At 45.8% G+C, this 17,980-nt stretch carries 20 protein-coding genes and 1 pseudogene; 2 read left to right on the top strand and 19 right to left on the bottom strand.

What is annotated here, in order from left to right:
- Positions 1-252 precede the first annotated feature (252 nt).
- The 4 genes and pseudogenes from HNR77_RS16835 to HNR77_RS16820 all read right to left on the bottom strand — a co-directional run bounded on the left by HNR77_RS16835 (position 253) and on the right by HNR77_RS16820 (position 3,732).
- Entirely contained in the window at positions 253-1,320 is a 1,068-nt protein-coding gene (locus HNR77_RS16835; RefSeq protein ID WP_260410607.1) for a LacI family DNA-binding transcriptional regulator, read from the bottom strand.
- Positions 1,321-1,460: 140 nt separating this feature from the next.
- Positions 1,461-1,823: pseudogene (locus HNR77_RS16830) on the bottom strand (GNAT family N-acetyltransferase); the annotation flags it as partial.
- Between the two features lie 318 nt (positions 1,824-2,141).
- Positions 2,142-2,681 carry a GNAT family N-acetyltransferase gene (locus HNR77_RS16825; protein ID WP_184186667.1) on the bottom strand — a complete coding sequence of 180 codons (540 nt, stop codon included), beginning with the start codon at positions 2,679-2,681 and terminating at the stop codon, positions 2,142-2,144.
- 127 nt (positions 2,682-2,808) lie between these two features.
- Positions 2,809-3,732, bottom strand: a complete 924-nt coding sequence (locus tag HNR77_RS16820; protein WP_184186664.1) for a DMT family transporter — start codon at positions 3,730-3,732, stop codon at positions 2,809-2,811.
- Positions 3,733-3,913: 181 nt separating this feature from the next.
- Between HNR77_RS16820 and HNR77_RS16815 the strand changes: the two genes are divergently transcribed.
- Entirely contained in the window at positions 3,914-4,798 is an 885-nt protein-coding gene (locus tag HNR77_RS16815) for a LysR family transcriptional regulator (RefSeq protein WP_184186661.1), read from the top strand.
- Positions 4,799-4,830: 32 nt separating this feature from the next.
- Here HNR77_RS16815 and HNR77_RS16810 read toward each other — a convergent pair whose 3' ends face one another.
- The 4 genes from HNR77_RS16810 to HNR77_RS16795 form a co-directional block, all read right to left on the bottom strand.
- Positions 4,831-5,313: a tetratricopeptide repeat protein gene (locus HNR77_RS16810; protein WP_184186658.1), complete on the bottom strand. Its 483-nt coding sequence runs from the start codon at positions 5,311-5,313 to the stop codon at positions 4,831-4,833.
- A 190-nt stretch (positions 5,314-5,503) separates the two neighbouring features.
- On the bottom strand, positions 5,504-6,361 hold the full coding sequence (gene cyoE, locus HNR77_RS16805; RefSeq protein WP_184186655.1) for a heme o synthase: 858 nt from the start codon (positions 6,359-6,361) through the stop codon (positions 5,504-5,506).
- Between the two features lie 182 nt (positions 6,362-6,543).
- Positions 6,544-7,110, bottom strand: a complete 567-nt coding sequence (locus tag HNR77_RS16800; protein ID WP_184186652.1) for a hypothetical protein — start codon at positions 7,108-7,110, stop codon at positions 6,544-6,546.
- Between the two features lie 346 nt (positions 7,111-7,456).
- Positions 7,457-7,810, bottom strand: coding sequence for a DUF3243 domain-containing protein (locus tag HNR77_RS16795; RefSeq protein WP_145402639.1), 354 nt, complete (start codon positions 7,808-7,810; stop codon positions 7,457-7,459).
- 289 nt (positions 7,811-8,099) lie between these two features.
- Here HNR77_RS16795 and HNR77_RS16790 point away from each other — a divergent pair, with 289 nt between their 5' ends.
- A complete protein-coding gene (locus tag HNR77_RS16790) occupies positions 8,100-8,285 on the top strand; it encodes a hypothetical protein (protein ID WP_184186648.1) in 186 nt (61 codons plus the stop codon).
- A 96-nt stretch (positions 8,286-8,381) separates the two neighbouring features.
- On the opposite strand, the gene HNR77_RS16785 is transcribed toward HNR77_RS16790, so the two are convergent.
- The 11 genes from HNR77_RS16785 to HNR77_RS16735 form a co-directional block, all read right to left on the bottom strand.
- On the bottom strand, positions 8,382-9,299 hold the full coding sequence (locus tag HNR77_RS16785) for an NAD(P)/FAD-dependent oxidoreductase (protein ID WP_184186645.1): 918 nt from the start codon (positions 9,297-9,299) through the stop codon (positions 8,382-8,384).
- Between the two features lie 148 nt (positions 9,300-9,447).
- On the bottom strand, positions 9,448-11,082 hold the full coding sequence (locus tag HNR77_RS16780) for an S-layer homology domain-containing protein (protein ID WP_311768640.1): 1,635 nt from the start codon (positions 11,080-11,082) through the stop codon (positions 9,448-9,450).
- A gap of 93 nt (positions 11,083-11,175) precedes the next feature.
- Entirely contained in the window at positions 11,176-11,775 is a 600-nt protein-coding gene (locus HNR77_RS16775) for a nitroreductase family protein (RefSeq protein ID WP_184186642.1), read from the bottom strand.
- 184 nt (positions 11,776-11,959) lie between these two features.
- Complete coding sequence (locus HNR77_RS16770; protein ID WP_184186639.1) at positions 11,960-12,208, bottom strand: hypothetical protein; 249 nt, start codon at positions 12,206-12,208, stop codon at positions 11,960-11,962.
- A gap of 243 nt (positions 12,209-12,451) precedes the next feature.
- Complete coding sequence (locus HNR77_RS16765) at positions 12,452-13,300, bottom strand: AraC family transcriptional regulator (protein WP_221443889.1); 849 nt, start codon at positions 13,298-13,300, stop codon at positions 12,452-12,454.
- An 83-nt stretch (positions 13,301-13,383) separates the two neighbouring features.
- Positions 13,384-13,932, bottom strand: a complete 549-nt coding sequence (locus HNR77_RS16760; protein WP_184186632.1) for a glutathione peroxidase — start codon at positions 13,930-13,932, stop codon at positions 13,384-13,386.
- A gap of 309 nt (positions 13,933-14,241) precedes the next feature.
- On the bottom strand, positions 14,242-15,075 hold the full coding sequence (locus HNR77_RS16755) for an aminoglycoside phosphotransferase family protein (protein ID WP_184186629.1): 834 nt from the start codon (positions 15,073-15,075) through the stop codon (positions 14,242-14,244).
- 99 nt (positions 15,076-15,174) lie between these two features.
- Positions 15,175-15,429, bottom strand: a complete 255-nt coding sequence (locus HNR77_RS16750) for a hypothetical protein (RefSeq protein ID WP_184186626.1) — start codon at positions 15,427-15,429, stop codon at positions 15,175-15,177.
- Between the two features lie 31 nt (positions 15,430-15,460).
- Positions 15,461-15,793, bottom strand: coding sequence for a hypothetical protein (locus tag HNR77_RS16745; RefSeq protein ID WP_184186623.1), 333 nt, complete (start codon positions 15,791-15,793; stop codon positions 15,461-15,463).
- 176 nt (positions 15,794-15,969) lie between these two features.
- Entirely contained in the window at positions 15,970-16,509 is a 540-nt protein-coding gene (locus tag HNR77_RS16740) for a GNAT family N-acetyltransferase (RefSeq protein WP_184186618.1), read from the bottom strand.
- A 220-nt stretch (positions 16,510-16,729) separates the two neighbouring features.
- Positions 16,730-17,932, bottom strand: coding sequence for a glycoside hydrolase family 5 protein (locus tag HNR77_RS16735; protein WP_184186614.1), 1,203 nt, complete (start codon positions 17,930-17,932; stop codon positions 16,730-16,732).
- Positions 17,933-17,980 lie beyond the last annotated feature (48 nt).

The following is a 17,980-nucleotide window of genomic DNA, read 5'->3' as shown; positions in this document are numbered from 1 at the left end:
AACAAACAATTAACAAAACAAAATTAACATGTTATCCGTGTGCAGTCAATGTGTTTGGTCGAAAAGTTTTGAAACAGGCACCGATAAAACGAAAAAGGACATAGCGCGTCACATTGTGAACCGCTCCATGTCCTGTTCTGTTTATTCTTTCATTTTATTTTATCTTCTTACCTCTTCATTTCTCTTCTCATCTTATGTTATATCTTCTTCATCTGCACTTGTCTGTTCTGAACTTTGAGCTTGTCTTACCCTTCACTCTCGCAGCGAATGATGCTCCTCACGCATGATGAGTTCAGCGTGAATCAGCTTGCGTTCACAAGGAGCTTGCGGATGCTCTATTCGCCACAACAGCTGATCCACCGCTCGCGCACCGAGATGCTCCTTATGAATATGTGCCGTAGCCAGAATCGGATCTTCTGTGCGTGTATTATCAAATCCCGTTACCGTACATCGTTCGGGCATCTGAAGCGCCCGACCCTGCAGCGCCTCGATGATAATTGAAGCTGTATGGTCATTCGCACACACAAACACTTCAGGAATGTCCTCAAGCTGCATGTCCCTAACCACCTGCTGCATCTTTGCATACTCCTGCACCAGCAGCCCTGGATGTTGTTGCTCCTGCAGCCCCAACTCCTCAATGCCCATCCGATAGCCAAGCCAGCGCTCTCTGAAGCTGACTGCATCAGGCAGCTGCCCCACGAATTGAAGCTTCCTGTACCCCTTCGCGCCAAGCATAAGCACCAGTTCTTTCATACATTTCACATTGTCGGTAAATATTGCATCTGCATGAATGGCCGTATCCTCATGATCGACCATCACAAGTGGAATACGCAGACGATATATTTCGAGCAGCACGGACGTTGAGATGGTGCCTACTGTGATTACCCCTCGGATGGCCTCAGGGTTGAGAACCGAAAACATATGATCGGAAGACGGCTCTGTCAGTGTCATAATATCCATGCCAATCTCATTCAGGCGTGCTGAAATGCCCTCAAAAACCGGCCCCCAATACAAGGAAGACCGATTCTGCGAGCGTATATTTGGAAAAAGAACCAAGATGGTCCCTTCCCTCTTATCGCCAGCTGCCTTTGTACCAAGCTTGGTATGCGGCGGCTCTACCGAATAACGCTTCGGTTCCATTTTAAAATACCCCAGCTGCCCCGCGGTCCTGACAATCATCTCCCGCGTGTGCTCACTAACCCCCGACTTGCCCGTCAGTGCACGCGAGACAGCAAATTTGGATACACCCGCAGCATCTGCAATCTGCTGCATCGTTACTCTTTTCCCCATCCTGCTCACCCGATTTTCCTGATTTTCCATCCAGTGTAGCATAAAATGCCTGAATAACAAAACATGTTTTGTTATTCAGGACTTTGTTAGGTTTAAGCGTTAAACAGGGGTATCTTACAAAGCTTGGTGCTCTATGCATAGAAGAGGGGGTGAAAATGATCTGGCTCCTGCTCACTTGCGATCTTTATTGCCTCATTCAGCATGTATTTGCCAAGGCCATATTTTTGAAAATGACGCTGGACATAGATTCGTTCGACCTCAAGTGAATCATTCCCCATATTTTCAGATTGCGAGTCATTGATGTTTAATTTAATATATCCGGCGATCTCCTCATTAAAACGAATGAAATAGAACTCTGATGAGTTATTGTTGATCTCCTTCTCCAACTGCTGTAGATTAAAAGCCTTTTCTAAATAGGAATTCATATTTTCTGAAGAGTTCTGTTCTTTAAACGTATCGTTGAAAGTTTGAATGCTTAATTCTTGCAGTCGTGGTAGATCTCCAAAGCTAACTCTCATCATTTGTATAGTCATAATATATACTCACTCCTATATCGTATCAGTTTCGCATTATTTTTGTTGCATTTACAACATAAATAAACAAGTTAATGTTATCTTAGTTTTATTACATTTGCAATGGGCAACTACCCAACTGACTTCCATTATTAAAACAGATATCCCATCTTTTCAGGAGGACAATGTTTTGTCCATTCTAGCAAGGGTGCAAGCGTTTGTCCGTTGCTTAGCCTATATATTGGTAAAATAAAAAAAGCCGCTGAACATAGCGACTTTAATGGAAATATGTTCTTCCGCTCGACATCAATAAACAAACCATTCACTTTCTAAGTTAATTCAGAACAAATAACCTAATAAATCTAAATCTCCGTTTATCCATTTTTTCTTACCAACTGCCTTTACCATTAACTCGTCAATCAACTCATAGCCTATTCCTTTTGTAATCAGAGATTCATTATCAATTTTCAACCATTTACATTTGTTCCCAACCGAGGTATACCCATTTTTCGAATATAAAGTCATATTATCTGCAAACAACAATATAAAATCAATATTTCTGCCTTCAGAGAATTTTTCAACTTCTGATAGTAACAAACTACCTATTCCTTCAGAACGAGCGTTCGGTGAAACGCATAGATCAATTACACCTAAAATTTTTATGGGTTCTCCATTTAAATTCATCACTCTGTAGTCTAGACCCACATGACCGACGAGTTGATTTTCCCGATTAAAAGCAAGAAATCTACACTGGGGCAATTGCTTAAAATAAATCCGATGCGCAGGATATATTTTTGGAAAACAAATAGTTAATAGCTCTTGTATTTTCGCCTCTATTTCCCCGTTAATATCATACTCATGTATCTTTTCAATTTTCAAATTACCACTCCTATAATTACGTCAGAGATTTATAAAGAGACAGAACTTCTTTGTCAACTGCATGCCATTTCCGTCCATACTTCAGAGTCGGCTAAGCCATTAAGGAAAAGTCGCTAATATAGCGACTTCAATTGGGATATGACCTTGTCTCCTGACTTCCACGCCTAAAGACAGGCTGTGACAGCTTGATCTCCATAATCAATACACCTGCCAGCATGAACGCTGCTCCGATGTATCCTTGCAGGGTTAACATTTCTCCCTGAAAAGTAAAAGCAAAAGCAGCTGCAAACAGGGGCTCTAATGAGAAAATAAGGCTTGTTCTCGTCGGAGAGGCGTGACGCTGTGCCAAGGTTTGCAAAATGTAACCCAGACCACTGCACAATATACCCAGACCCAGAATCGCTGCCCAGGATTGAGGAGTATCCGGCAGCCTGGGGCTTTCAAACACAAATGTGGCGGCAGTGCCCCACAACGCTGCTACACCCAGCTGCACCGTTCCGAGTGTCAGCGGGTCATGCTTGGGAGTAAATTTGCCCGCAAGCATAATATATACGGCATAGATCAGGGCGGCAACAATACAGAGCACGTCCCCGATATGCAAACTTAATTCTTGTTGAAGTGTCAACAATGCAAGCCCTGTTACAGCGACCAGAATACTGACGAGCAATCGTTTATTCGGCATTCGGCGGCGCAGTATCGTCGTTAATACCGGAACAAAGATGACAGCCAGGCTGATCAAAAATCCGGCCTGGGATGCCGTCGTTCGCTGAACGCCATAGGTAATGAAAACAAATGCTGCAAATAAAGCCGTACCCAATATAGCTCCGGCAACCAGCGTTCCACGATCCACTTTCCTTAATCTTCTGTGAAAGAAAAGGGCTGCCGCTATAAAGGCAATCCCGAATCGCAAAGCGATCAGATTCAGTTCCTGAATCGATGCAAGCCCGGATTTCATAAATAAATAGGACGAGCCCCATATTACTGTCGCAAGCAGCATCTGCATATCTGCTCTTCGCGATGCATGAATCTGTTTACCGTGTGCCCCGTTCATTTTACTTCTACCTTCATTCTATATAGTCTGAGCTGCGCCTGTATGTATATCAAACTAACTAACTCGCCTTGGCAAGTATAAACGATCTCTTTGCATTATAAAAATGAATATTTATAATAGTTAATATGAAATTAACTCATGGTTAGGAAGCCAGTTCACATGGAGAGGAAGTCATTGCATAATGTCACTAATCAAATACGAAATATTAAATACTGTTGTTGAATACGGGAGCCTGACTAAAGCCTCCGAAGCGCTGAACATCACACAGTCTGCCGTCAGCCATGCCATCGCCAGTCTGGAGAGCGAGTACGGCTTCTCCCTGCTGCATCGGAACCGCTCCGGTGTACGTGTTACAGCTGAAGGAGAGCGAATATTGGCATACACCCGTGAGATTATGCGGTGGACGGAACTGATGCATCAGGAAATCTCTCTGATCCGTGGGGCCGAGATTGGTACTGTGCGTATCGGGACATTTGCCAGCGTCTCCACCCAGTGGCTTCCCGGAATTCTCAAACAGTTCAGGCTTCGCTATCCCGGGATTGAAATCAAGCTGTGGGAAGGTGACTATGCGGAAATTGAACACTGGCTGGCCAGCGGTGCTATTGATCTTGGCTTTCTATCCCTCAGTGACACCTCTCCATTCGAAACGATTCCATTACAAAAAGACAGGATGATGTGCATCCTGCCTCTCGATCACTCTCTTGCATCTGAAGAATCCGTATCGTTTGAGCTATTGCTGGAGCAGCCCTTTATTCTTCCCAAATGGGGGGGCGACAACGAAATTGAACGTTTGATCCGGCAGCATAACGCCAAGCTGAACGTCGTCTACGAAGTAGCCGAGGATCAAGCCATTATGGCCATGGTGCACAACGGACTGGGCATCAGTCTGCTGCCCGAGATGGTCTTGCAAAATCACACGAAATCACTTGCGCTTGTGCCACTTGCAGGTGATCCGTATCGTACGATCGGACTGGCTTGCGCTTCTCTTCGGAATCTGTCGCCTGCATCTCGCCGATTCATTGAAGAAGTAGAACAATGGCTTGATTCAACGAAAACATCCGGTTAACCCACGTTCACAAATTGAAGAATGCCAATAGTTTAATTCCATACCCGATCAAGCTGATCTGCGTAGTATCGAATGGCCCGGCTGTAATCGCTTATTCCCTGTTCCGCAGACGTATCCGCAAGCTGTATGAGCAGTCGCTGCATCGCCTCTGCATGCTCACCCAGGTTATAGAGCACCATCGCATAGAATACCTCGAATTCCCGGCGCTCGGGGAATTCTTTGATGCCGGTGAGCAGCCACATTTTGGCCTGTTCATATTGTGCAAGTGTGCGGTACGTGCTGCCGAGCCCGAGAATCGCACCTGCCCGATCTTCTGCAGAGAGTTCGAGTTGTAATGCTTTTTCATAATAAGGCACAGCTTCGCGCTCCAAGCCAAGTGAATCATGGGCCCATGCGAGCTGATACCATGCTTCTCCATGATCAGGTTCCTGATCGGTGATCTTATGTAGAAGCTCAATGGCCTCCTTGAGTTTACCTTCCTGCCGCCAGCCTATAGCCTGCTGTAAAAAACTCATGCTGTCACATCCAATAACATAAAATAGGTTCACAAATTCTATACATCTTGATTATTGTACCATATTTCTCCATAAAAATAAGATATTGACCTATAACAAAAAGCACACCTTGAAATGATTGGTTCAACCGAGGTTGTGCTCTCAATCATTCAGCGTGTGCTTTCTGAAGCTGCATTACCTTCAATGCTTGTTAAGACCAGGTAGTATTGGCAACCATTACAATGAAAATTAACATGAGATAATTGACCGAGATCAAAAAATTGATCTTTGCCCATTGCTCATCATTGTCTGTTTTCAGACCGCTGATGGTATGTACAAACCAGATGATGCTGCTAATCAAGGAGATGATCAGAAATACCAGCCCAACGTAATCGTAATAATACAGCAGGAATACGGCAGGAATCAGCAGAAAAACATACGGAATCATCTGCAGCTTGGTACGTTTCACACCTTTCACAACTGGCAGCAGCGGAAATCCCGCAGCACGGTACTCTTCTACCCGACGAATACCGAGCGACCAGAAATGCGGGGGCTGCCATAGAAATAACAGTGCGAATAACAGCCATGCTCCTGCATCAATCTCATCCGTTACCGCCGTATAACCGATAACCGGCGGCATCGCCCCGGCAATTCCACCAAGCGATGTGCTCCAGGTAGAGCTGCGCTTCAGCCACATCGTGTAGATCACAATATAAGCGAACCAGCCCAACAGGGCCATCCAGCCGGATAGCGGATTTACCCACAGGAACAATACCGCCAGTCCCGCGATGCCGAGTGCCAAGCCATAGCCAAGCACAAACCCGGGTTTCAGATGGTTAATGTACTCCATCCTTTTTTTCGTTCGTTCCATCTTTTGATCCAATTCCCGGTCCCAATAGTTGTTAATGACACAGGCTGAAGCAATGACCAGCGTTGAGCCAAGCACGACCAGCAGCAATGACACCCAATCGATATCCCATTTTGAAGCGACCCAGAAACCAACGGCTACTGCAAACACATTCAGCCTTAACAGTCCGGGCTTGGTTAATGCAATCATGTCTCTAAGCATCAGAAGCCTCCTGAATGATGTAAAAACGCCATTCCTATAATGATACATGGACAAATCATGAATTACAATCGCTTTCATGGATTTGTCATAACAAAAAGCATTCTTATCCGCTTCATTTACGGAAAGAATGCTCGTTTTGTCGTTTTTATTATATTGCATCCAATTTCATGATTCATGCATGTTTAAGGGATGTACTGCTGTACAATTTGAATCACTTTTCCATCCTGAACGGTAAGGTGATACGGGAAGACCGACAAATCCACGATTCGTGTATCTCCGTATAATGATTCGAACTTGGACAGCGATACAGGTTCATTCCACTGAATCTCCGCTCCCTGCATTGTACCATCGTGATCATAAAGCTGCATAAGAACTTTGGCATCAGCCTTAACCTCAACCTGCTCCTGCTCCTTGTTATCATTCACAATATAGTAACCATCAGGAGCTTCATCTATGCCTGCATCCGGATTGCGTTGTTTGAAAACTGTATTTGCTTCTTCGCCCTGATACCAGCCGACCTTGTCTACAGTCAGCATTAATTTGCCGTCCTCGACACGTATTCCTTCAATATACGCCGTGTATACTTCGGAATTGGCAAGCTGTGCTTTATTCGCTGAAGGTGACTGAACATTCGTACGCTGCTCTGCATTGGCAGGGGGAAGCAAATATGTAGCCAGCACGATGATGCCTAATAAAGCTGCTGCTGCACCAATCATCTGTAATCTCCATTTTTTCGCCGCGTTTTTCATGCCAGCATCTCTCCTTATTTCACTATGGCTTTTTTCACTAAACAATTCGAAGTTTCAGAATGCCAATGAATAGTTCAATACATATGATTATTAACCGAAAGCTTTTCTCCTCAAACGGACATGTTCCGTTGTAACAAATTCAATGGTTATGTACACATCATACGCCAAATCGTTTCTGCAAAAGTTTCATCCAGATTAAAAATAGTTACAATTCACGTCATACTTCAAGCCTGTCCGTTTATTAAACACAGAGAAACCCTGAATGAGCTTGCTTCAGGGTCTCTGCGGTGTCTATATACTGTATGCTTGTATCCTCACCTTATGCCTTAAATGTACAGTGAGTCGTTTAATGGCTCGTTCTGGTGTCTTGAGCCAAGCGAACCAGCATATGAGCGAGCATATGCCGCTCGTCCTCTTTACCCACATTCCAGAGCTCCTGCAGCAGCTTCTCCTCACGGTTGCGAGGTTCCTCGTTAGCCGCGAGATGATCGGCCACTTTTTGGGCGATTTTAGCCATTTGTTCTTCGCTTAGACCTATGGATTCACCCATGGCAATCCGTTTGCCCAGATATTCCTTGAATGCATCAAAGTTTTGCAAGATGTGATCTCTTTCCTCCGGTGCAATCTTTTCAATGGCATTGTCTACCTGATCGGTGGAGACCTGTCCGTCTTTGTGAATCACATGATTATGTTCATTCATCTCGATTACCTCCCAGAGTTTAATTTCATTGTGATCTTGTGATCATCTTTCCATCGCTGTAACTGGCAGATTGTTCTGCTGTACGCTTCATCAGCACAGGACACTTATAATATAAACGTCCTGCCGAAGTTTAATCAGCCCGTTTTCAAACGAAGCAACATTTCGAGCATAAGGTACACAGCCTGCGTTTCAAAAAAGCTCATCGGGTTAATCGTTTTACATATACATGATGGTGTTTGGTTATGTTAGTAAGCATCGTCACTACTACGTAAAACGAGGAGGAATTCTCATGAACAACGATTCCAAACGTGATAAACGGAACGATGAACTCCAACCGGGTGTTAATACAGTTATCGAGCCTGACCAAAGAAATCCTGGGCCAACGGATATGATCGAAGATGCTGTTGGCGATATCGTAGATAACATTCGCAAAGATTTTACCCGCAAGCCGGAAGATTCCTCAAATAATGAGTGAACAGACCATACAGTCGAACAGATTGTGCACATATTAAAACAATTCAAAAACAAGTCCTCCCTGCTGCCAATCGCTTTGGGAGGACTTGTTCTCGTATCAGACCGTTTTTTTCATACGCTGCAGCTCTTTATGAATCCAGATTGCGGCGATCGAGCCTTCTCCCATCGCAACAGTGGCCTGCTCTGCATGCAGACCCAGATCCCCGGCAATCCACACCTGTGGTGCTGCTTGCATGCTGCGCGGGTTAGCTTCCACATGTTTGTTGTCCGCGATCACTGCACCCAGCTGCTCGGCCAGTTCATAGTGCACCCGGTTGCCGCCAAACGCAATAAATCCACGCTCCGATTCATAAATCTGCCCATCCTCTGTCAGCACACCCGTAATATGACCGTCCTCCAGCTGCTGCACCTCCTGCACGGCAGCTTCCAGATAACGCACTCCTGCTTGCTTCATCTGCCGATGCAGGTCTGCCGAGATGGGTGTCTGATCATGATTGATATATAACAGATCATCTGTACGTTCGATCAGAACCATGGCCATATTGGCCCCGGCTTCGCCCGCTCCGAGCAGAATCGTGCGCTGTCCTTGAATTTCGTAGCCATCACAGTCGGGGCATACATACACCGTTCTGCCCAATGTAGGTTTAAGACCCGGAATGTCAGGCATTCGGTCCGACAAACCTGTTGCCAGCAGCACCGTTTTTGCCTCATAGATCGTGCCGGAGGAACCCTTCAGTCTGATTCGTTCCTCGTGTACACGACTTGCTTCAATGATACGATCCTGTTCAAATTGAACTCCTGTGCGTTCGGCCTGCATCCGGCCGCGTGCTCTGAGCTCTTTACCCGATATGCCCTCAGGATAACCAAGGATATTATGATAGGTCCGACATAGTGTTGATCGTCCCTCTCCTGCATCGATCACCAGAATCTGGTGCACGGAATAACGTCCAAGCTGGATGGCGGCTTGAAGCCCTGCGAGTCCTCCACCCACAATAATGCAATCAACCTCTCGCATGCTTCCTCTCCTCCTCTGTGTCCAGTACTCTCACTCCATAGCTTAAACCAAAATCAAAAAACCCAAACCTTCGCTTTCATATGCGAATGGTTCGGGTCCGTTATAAGAATACAAATGATATTAACATAGATGAGATCATAAATTGCTGTTAAAACGTATAAGAATCAAACCGCAGCGCATTGGTAATGGCATTCCATACATCCGCTGTCTCACCGCCCATATACCAGTAAGCCAGCCCTGCAATGTTCTGCTCGCTGCTCATCAGCACCTTGGCGGAAAGAGAGCGACTTTCCTCTGCCCATATCTCTCTTGCAGCATGGGCGGCAGTATAATTGATCCTGTACTGACTCAGGCTTGTGTCCCATTGTGTTCGAGAACCGGCTGCGGCTGCCCGAATACCCTGCTCTCCTAGCGTAATATCCCATGAGGCTGTCTCTGGACTTGCCATCGACCAATCCCGAGTATATAACGGTAAAGCCAGAATCGTTTTGCCATTTGCCACTTGAGTCAGCATTGTTGCCAGCGCTCGCTCCACCCAGGGCAGCGAAGCTACTGAGCCTGGCTTCGGATCACCGCTCCAGTGCTCCTCGTAACTCATCAGCACCATATAATCAGATATCTCACCCAGCTTGACGTAATCAAAGGCAGCCGTCCAATCCGTGCCCAGATCAGGCGAGACATCCACTGAAACAACAGCACCCAGCTTGTGCAGAGCGTTTGTTAAAGAAGTCACAAAAGCGGTGAAGCCTGCCCGATCAGATGGGTCTACATTTTCAAAATCAACATTGATCCCGCCAAGCTTATAGGTTTTCACAAAACTGGTCACTTGTTTGACCACTGCTTCCCGATTCGCGGAACTGGATAACATCTGATGGGTGATCTCTTTGCTGGAACGATTGCCAAGCAAAGGCCAGAGCTTGCGGTCTGTACTTGATGCCCATGAGATCAGAGTGGAGTCAACATGATTGGATACACTCATATCCCCATTCAGGAAAAACCAGCGCGGCACCAGTGTGTTTACTGGCGACTGCTGCACCTGCTTGATGAATTCCGCCGTTGATGAATTATACTGCCAGCCCAGCTGGATGCCATGCTGCTCTTTACGCTTGAGCTGCGCGGCCCAATTTTGATTCTGGAGTATAGCATCCAGCATAACGGCTGCCTCTTCACGTGTTACCTGCTCACCCGGCCGAAATAAACCGTCACTGCCTCTCATTAAACCAAGCCGATACACCGTCTGTACATATGGCCGAGCCCATGACGAAATCTCCGCTGCGTCCGAATATATATAAGCCAGGTTATTCATTTCCACGGGGCGCTGTTTGAGCATTCGTACGAGCAGTGCCGCTGCCTCCTCACGAGTGATGGATGCATTCGGTTGAAACAGGCGCTGGCCCTTCCCCTCCAGAATGGATAGATTGGTCATAGCTGCCACGTTGCCATAATACCAAGCCTTAGCAGATACATCTGCATAAGGATTCATGCTGTTCTTGACCGGCTTTAACGCGAGCAGGCGTACAGCAAACGAAGCAAATTCTGCTCTTGTAACCGACTTTTTTGGTTCAAACGAATACTCGGTCGTTCCAGCCACAATCCCTTGATTCACCAGACGATCAATGGCCTCTCTTGCATAACTTGTGCGAGTATCCTGAAAAGCAGACTGATTTCCTGCTGCATGAACGATCCCGCCTCCATTACCAGCCACAGAACCTAACATAATAGCGCCGATAAGGACCGTTTTCCACAGGGAACGACAAGCTTGTTTCATATCTATTTTTTTCACAGTAAAAAGCCTCACTTCAATAATTTACGATTGTATTCATCGTATCAAATTGAGGCGAGGCCGTATGTGGTTAAATATTGGAAATGGCGAAACTTATTTGTGTACTTTCACGCGCTCCTGGATCGGTTGGAACTCTTTCTCACCTGGTGTTGCTGTTGGTTTACCAAATGGCATCTGAGCGATCAGTTTCCAGTGCTCCGGAATGTTCCATTCCTGCTTCACTTTCTCATCGATCAATGGATTGTAGTGTTGCAGGGACGCACCAAGTCCTTCTTGCTCCAGGGCAGTCCAGATTACCAGCTGCAACATGCCGTTAGATTGGTTTGCCCAGATCGGGAAGTTATCTGCATAGGCTGCAAAGTTCTGTTGAAGCTGTGCAATGACATTGTTGTCTTCAAAAAACAGAACCGTACCATAACCACTACGGAAACCTGCCATTTTCTCAGCTGTGGACTGGAAAGCCTCTTCGTTACCCACAACTTCACGCAAAATTTCTTCAGTGTGATTCCATAATTTATCGTGTTGTTCACCAAGCAATACAACAGCACGGGAGGTTTGTGAGTTAAATGAGGTAGGTGTATATTTTACCGCTTCTTCAACGATTTCCTGAATTTTCGCATCCGAGATCGTGGATTCCTTGCTTATTCCATAATAAGATCTTCTGTTCTTCAACGCATCAAAAAAAGTAGACATTCATTTACGCCTCCTAAGTAATTTAATTCATTGCCAACACAGTAACTATAATATAGTAACATACATTAGTCAATAAACTATTTTATATATATGGAAAATTAAACAAACAGGATGGAAATTTTAAAGCGTGTGCTGCTTTTATACTTCCCTTCATTCTCATTATGCTTCCATAACTGCTTTTTTTTCATTCATTTCTCTTCCGATAATCTGCACGATACTTTTCTTCCGTGGACGAATTACTCTTGGTTTGATGTTTGTTCTTCTCCTCCTGCGCTTCCATATTTAAATCCTGCATCGGAATCGGGTCTACAGTCTGTTCCTGCTCGTACCGATCCAGCATGCTTTCATTTTCCGTCTTATATTGTTCTGGTTGGTCATGCATTTTGTCCCGTGTGTCATTTTTCCCAGTTTGTGCCGGTGTTTGTTTATTCATGCCGCTTCGCCTCCCAAGTTTGAAAATGGTTCATCAATTGACAGATATCGATTCTTTACCTTTCTTTACCTGTTCGCATGAAATTCTAAACATCCGCTGCTTCTGGGCAGTGTCGATTCATGGTCGTTATTGGTTCTGATTGTGAAAATGCAACTAAAAAAGCCGACCCCACATGCTGGTCGACTTTGAAGTAATATAACGATTAATCTACACTTGAAGCTTTGTTTTGGCACTGTTCTGTCATTACATTTGGCGGTGCAGCTGGCTTCGATACAGATCAGGAGAACATCCCACACTCTGTTTGAATATTCGGCTAAAATGAGACAAACGCTTGAAACCGGCCAATCGACTGGCCTCCGTCACACTCATCTCTGGCTGAAACTGAAACAGCAGCTTGGCCTGATTGATACGCCGATCATACAAATATTTAAAAATCGTCAGCCCCGTCATTTCTTTGAACATACCTGCCAGATAGGGCTTGGACAGATGCAGCTCCTGTGCCAGATCATCAAGCCCGATATCCTGCATATAATGGGTATCTACATATCGAATAATATGCTGGACATGCCGTTCTTTTTCCGACGATACACGTTGTTCCTGCACATGTCCCTGACAGATTTCCGCCACACAATACAGCAGGTCACATACCCGGATATGCATACGCTCTTCTCTGAACTTGGAAGGGTGACGGGATAACTGATGCAAATCCTGCAGCAGCGCTTCAAACTCTGAACGAATCTCCCCAGTAAGATTTACCCGACAATTACCGAGCTCATCAAATGGCTTCAGCACCTCCTGAATGCGATCCGGGTGCAAACTGCTGCGTACAGCGGAAGGATCAAAGTGAAGGGTGGTCCGGACATACGGTTTGCCAGCTTTGGGATGCGGCCGGTGCAGTGTCAGTCCATGCATGAGCACCAGATCACCCGGCTCCAGGTTGTATACCCGATCCCCGATAATGTAAGTGCACTCTCCCTCATGAAAATAATAAATTTCATAATGCGGATGTGAATGGAAACCGTCGGACTTTCCAGGGTCAAACTGACTTGTAGCTCGGTAGGTATACGCTAGTGGCGCAGTAAACTGCATCATGCTGGGCACGTCATCACCTCCTGTCCATAACGAAAGCGGGAATCATATTATGCTTCACTCCCCCCGCTGACAGACTACCTTTTTTATAACAGCTCCTGAATGCTTGCTTTGATCTCATCCATAGGTGCAACCGGTTCAAACCGCCGAACCACTTGACCTTCCGCATCAATCAGGAATTTCGTGAAATTCCATTTGATTGCATCGCCATGCAGCCACTCTGGTGCTTTATCCGCAACCATCAGCTTGAGCAGCTTGGCCTGAATGTCGCTCTCGTCAAAGCCGGCAAACGGACCTGACTTTTTCAAAAAGTCGTACAGCGGATGCGCTGACTCGCCATTCACATCCAGCTTGGCAAACATCGGGAATTTCACCCCGTAGTTAATCTGGCAAAAAGACTCCGCTTCTGCACTGCTGCCTGGCTCCTGCTCCGCAAACTGGTTGCATGGGAAACCGATAATTTGCAGGCCCTGGTCTTTGTACTCATCATAAAGCTTCTGAATGTCATCGAATTGATGCGTATATTTGCATTTGCTTGCTGTGTTCACAATCAATACAGGCTTGCCTTCATATTGATAGAGCGGAAAACGCTCTCCATTGGTTCGGGTTACGGTGAAGTCATAGATGGTTGGCATAAGTCTGTGTGCACCTCGCAATAGTTATGTAGTTACTAATAATGTAGAATTCCTTTTCATTATATACGAAGAGAGTCCGCTTGTATTGAGGAAGCTTTAGATTTTGCTCTAACGATTCCTACAAGCCTTATTTGCCCTTTATGAAACGCTTTAAAAATGTAACGAATCTCAGAAGCGCTATTCTACCAAAAAGCAGCTTCAATCCTATCAAAATAAGCTAATTTGACAAATAACGTCGCTCAGATTCGTTACACTCCCAGCAGAGCCAAACGAGAGCCAATAGCGTCATCTGAAATCGTTAGAAGAAATTCATGTCCAATCCTGCCAATGCTGCTCCAGAAAAAGCACCTCCTGCTCATAGTGAGCCAAATGACCTTCTTCAACCATCTTAACGAAGGCAGCATCTCCAGCCGCCGCGCGCTCCTCTAATGTTCTGCACATAAAGCGAATACGCGACAGTACCCAATTATTCATATTCGGTGGAACCTTCATTCCATAGGCATCCATAAACAGCTTGATTCGTCTTTTCCGAATAGATGCGTGGCTCTCTTCATTATAGGATGTAACAGCCTTCCCATGACCTGAAGACAAAGGTGAAAAACTCGCCAGCGGAACACACGTATACAGGGCGTAAGCAATATCCCATAACCGCGGACCCGGAGCAGCCATATCGAAATCAATCACTCCCTGCAGCAAACCATTCCTGAAAACCAGGTTGTACGGGGCAAAATCGTTGTGGCAGACCACTTCCGCTTCCAACTCAGTTCCCACTAACCAAGTATTTTCAACTTCCAGTCCTTTTTTCAAGACCTGCATCCCCGGAAACCGATTGCCCGGCTGAGCCCTCGTTGTAAAACTAGCCGTTGCATCGTGGTATGTTCTCAACAGTTGAGCAGCTGCAATCAATGCTTCGTCTGACCACATATATGCATCCATCTCTGGATAATCATCACCTGGCACGTCTCCCTCCAGATAAGAAAGCATCTCCCTTCCCTTCTCATCCATACCAAGGTATCGCGGTGCTTGATGGAAGCCCTGCTTTTCCAGAAACAACAACAGTTCATTCGCATACTCATTCGGCTTTGCGCTCCGGCGCACCGTCTCTCCAACACGTACGACTTCGTTCACATTCCCTCCTGCCATCCGTTCCTCCTGATGTTTAGACAGGCAAATCCCTCCTTTTCATGCGATTCTTCAGCCATTTCCTGCTACCATCCATCCTCGGTCATTTCCTGCTTCCATCTATCCTCGATCCTTCCTCTTGTAACTCCCAGGGAAACCGGCAACCAATAGAACAAATCCGACAAAAAACATGAAATACACTAACAGTCCTGTAGGCACATCGACCGTCCGGGTTACCTCCCGCAGACCTTGCTCCGAGCCGCTTCCCGCTTCTACCAGTGCAGCCGACAATCTCACCGATATGCGCTCCAGCGTGGATATAAACACACTTGCAATCATCAATACAACACCTAAAATCTTGTTCATCTGATTCAAAAGGTAAAACCTCCCACATCTATGATCTGTTTTATTCAAAAAGCACTTCGCTATACGTTCCCGCCAACATGGCTTTTAACGTTTGAGCCAAAGTATAATGGTTCGGCAGGTCCTTGGAGACAACTGCTCCGATATTGCCCGCCTCCCCCTGTGTCAAACAGGTCAACTGAAGCTCATCCGAATTGCCGTGTATGTAAGAAAGCAAATATTCCGTGTACTGCTCTGAATGCTCTGCCTTGTTTTGCTTCTGTTCGTTCTGCTCAACTCCGTTCGGGGAAAACTCAAACATTCGTATTCTCGTTCCTGCCCAGATTGGCTCTTGATCCTGAATGTGATCGATGGGAATCCATATATTGCTTGTCAACCTAATCCTCTCCTTCATCCAACTCTCCTTAGTATAATCCATCTTCTTCCATTCGTGAATTCAACGGACTACAAAAATGCCTTATTTCTGCATATCAAACAGCGTCGTCATCGCTGACGGCGCTGATGTACTTTTTTTCAACGTATACCTGTCCGTTACATCTTGTGATTAAAAGTTTACGTCACCATCATGTGCTGCGACTCCAGTCCGCTGGCGAGAAATGAGTCCCTGTCTACATGATATAGATCAAATATAGGCTGCTCCATATTCATGTTCCTGACGATTTCCGGATACAGGTCATGAGCGAGACTGACATAAGGCAGTTTCTCCACCGCTTTGCGGGAACGGACATTTTGCTTGCGTATTTTCATAAAAACCGTCTGCATTCCGTGCTCAAGAAACAGTTCTGTCAAAAAAGCCGACTTCGCTCGCTGGCTGTACCCGTTCCCGAAATAGGGCGCACCGATCCATGTTGCCAGAAATCCGGTGTGATTCACGATGTGATACAGATCAATTGTACCGATGGCCGTACCTGTCTCATTCAGAATCGTGCGTGAAATGACGGTTCCCTGCTCTTCTTCCGCAATCAACTGCCGGGTTAAAAACATCATCTCTTCCTGGGACTGACATACGTAACGAACATAAGGAGAAACTGCGGGGTCCATCATCAAATTGTACAGCGATTGACATTCATGCAGTTCACGTTTCTTCAACATTCTGCCTACCACCCAATCCTTAAAGTTCGCTAGATCAAAGCAAAACTAAGTATAACGATGGATGTGTGGCTTTTCGTGAATTCTGCTTGAGGCTTGTGTAAAATTCATGGGCAGAAACGCCTTGATCAGACGCTTGTTGTAACCCGACACAATTCAAAACGGCATACTCCTATTTTTGATAGGAACATGCCGCTCAATTCCTACTGCGGGGCTAATGCAATTACTGCATTCCCTGCATAATGGCATTGATAATATTTTGCTGTGTCACCGTGTTGTTGAATCGGTTAAACAGCGCAAATCCATGCTGTCCGTTATACCCGTTATCCCAATAAACAGGAACCAGCTTGTACTTTTTGGCTGTAGCCGTAACCGCTTTGGCATACACTGCACGATAGTTATTATTGCTGGAGTCATAGGAAGACTTATCAATGGAGCCGAACTCTCCCATCACAACCGGATAGCCCTGCGTTACAAACTTGTCGTACATGGATTTGAACTGGGAGTCCAGATAATCCTCCTGTCCCCATGTTGAGCGTTTGGCAGGATTGGTCGCTGTTGCTCCCCATTGCGTAATGTTACCATTCTCTTCACCTGCAAAATCCCATGGAGAGTAGTAATGCGCCGAGATCATGATGCGCTTCTGCGAGCTAGGGATCGCGGAGGAACGGAAGTTATCCGTTGGAACTACAAAGCCGTAATTACCTACCGTATAATCAATGTTTGTGTTCCAGCCTGGAACAAGCAGCCATCTGGCATTGTTGTTGCCACCTGTCTTCCGAACCGTATCTACAAAAATCTGATTATATGCATTCAGGTTGCTATAATACGACGTATTCGGGTTGTTATAATTACCGTCAAATACCTCATTCATGGATTCAAAAATGAGACGCTCATTATACACGCTGAACTTGGTAGCAACTTGCTGCCATACCTTTTGATACTTGTCCCGAATCACGCTCTGATTACTGCTGTTCACATGCAGCCATGAACCCGGAATCGAGTGAAATCCGTCGCCATGCATATTAATGACAACATAAAGTCCTTCATTATAGGCGTAATCCACGACCTGCTGGATACGATTAAGCCATGCCGCATTCACTGTATAGTTGGGAGCGCTTCCAATATAATTCAGATAAGAAACGGGAATACGAATCGTTTTGAACCCTGCCGCTTTTACCTTTTTGATCAGTTCAGGTGTGATCGTAGGATTGCCCCATGACGTTTCATTCGGTGTGCCATTTACCGTAGCTTCCAGCTGATTGCCCAGATTCCAGCCTGCACCCATCTCTGCTGTAATCTGAGCCGCGGTTAACGACCTCATATCCGCTGCCGATGCCTTGTTGCTCCAACCAGCGAATGCCGCTGTAGCCATAAAGAGCAGTGCTAGACTGGCAATGCTGAATCTTTTAAACGTTTTCGTCATAACCTAACCTCCGCTTATTTTATTGGTTAACAAGCAGTGCCGTTGCTC

This window comes from Paenibacillus sp. JGP012 (assembly GCF_014203995.1).
In the GTDB taxonomy this organism is placed as follows: Bacteria; Bacillota; Bacilli; order Paenibacillales; family Paenibacillaceae; genus Paenibacillus; species Paenibacillus silvae.
This window is presented reverse-complemented; position numbering and strand designations above follow the sequence as displayed.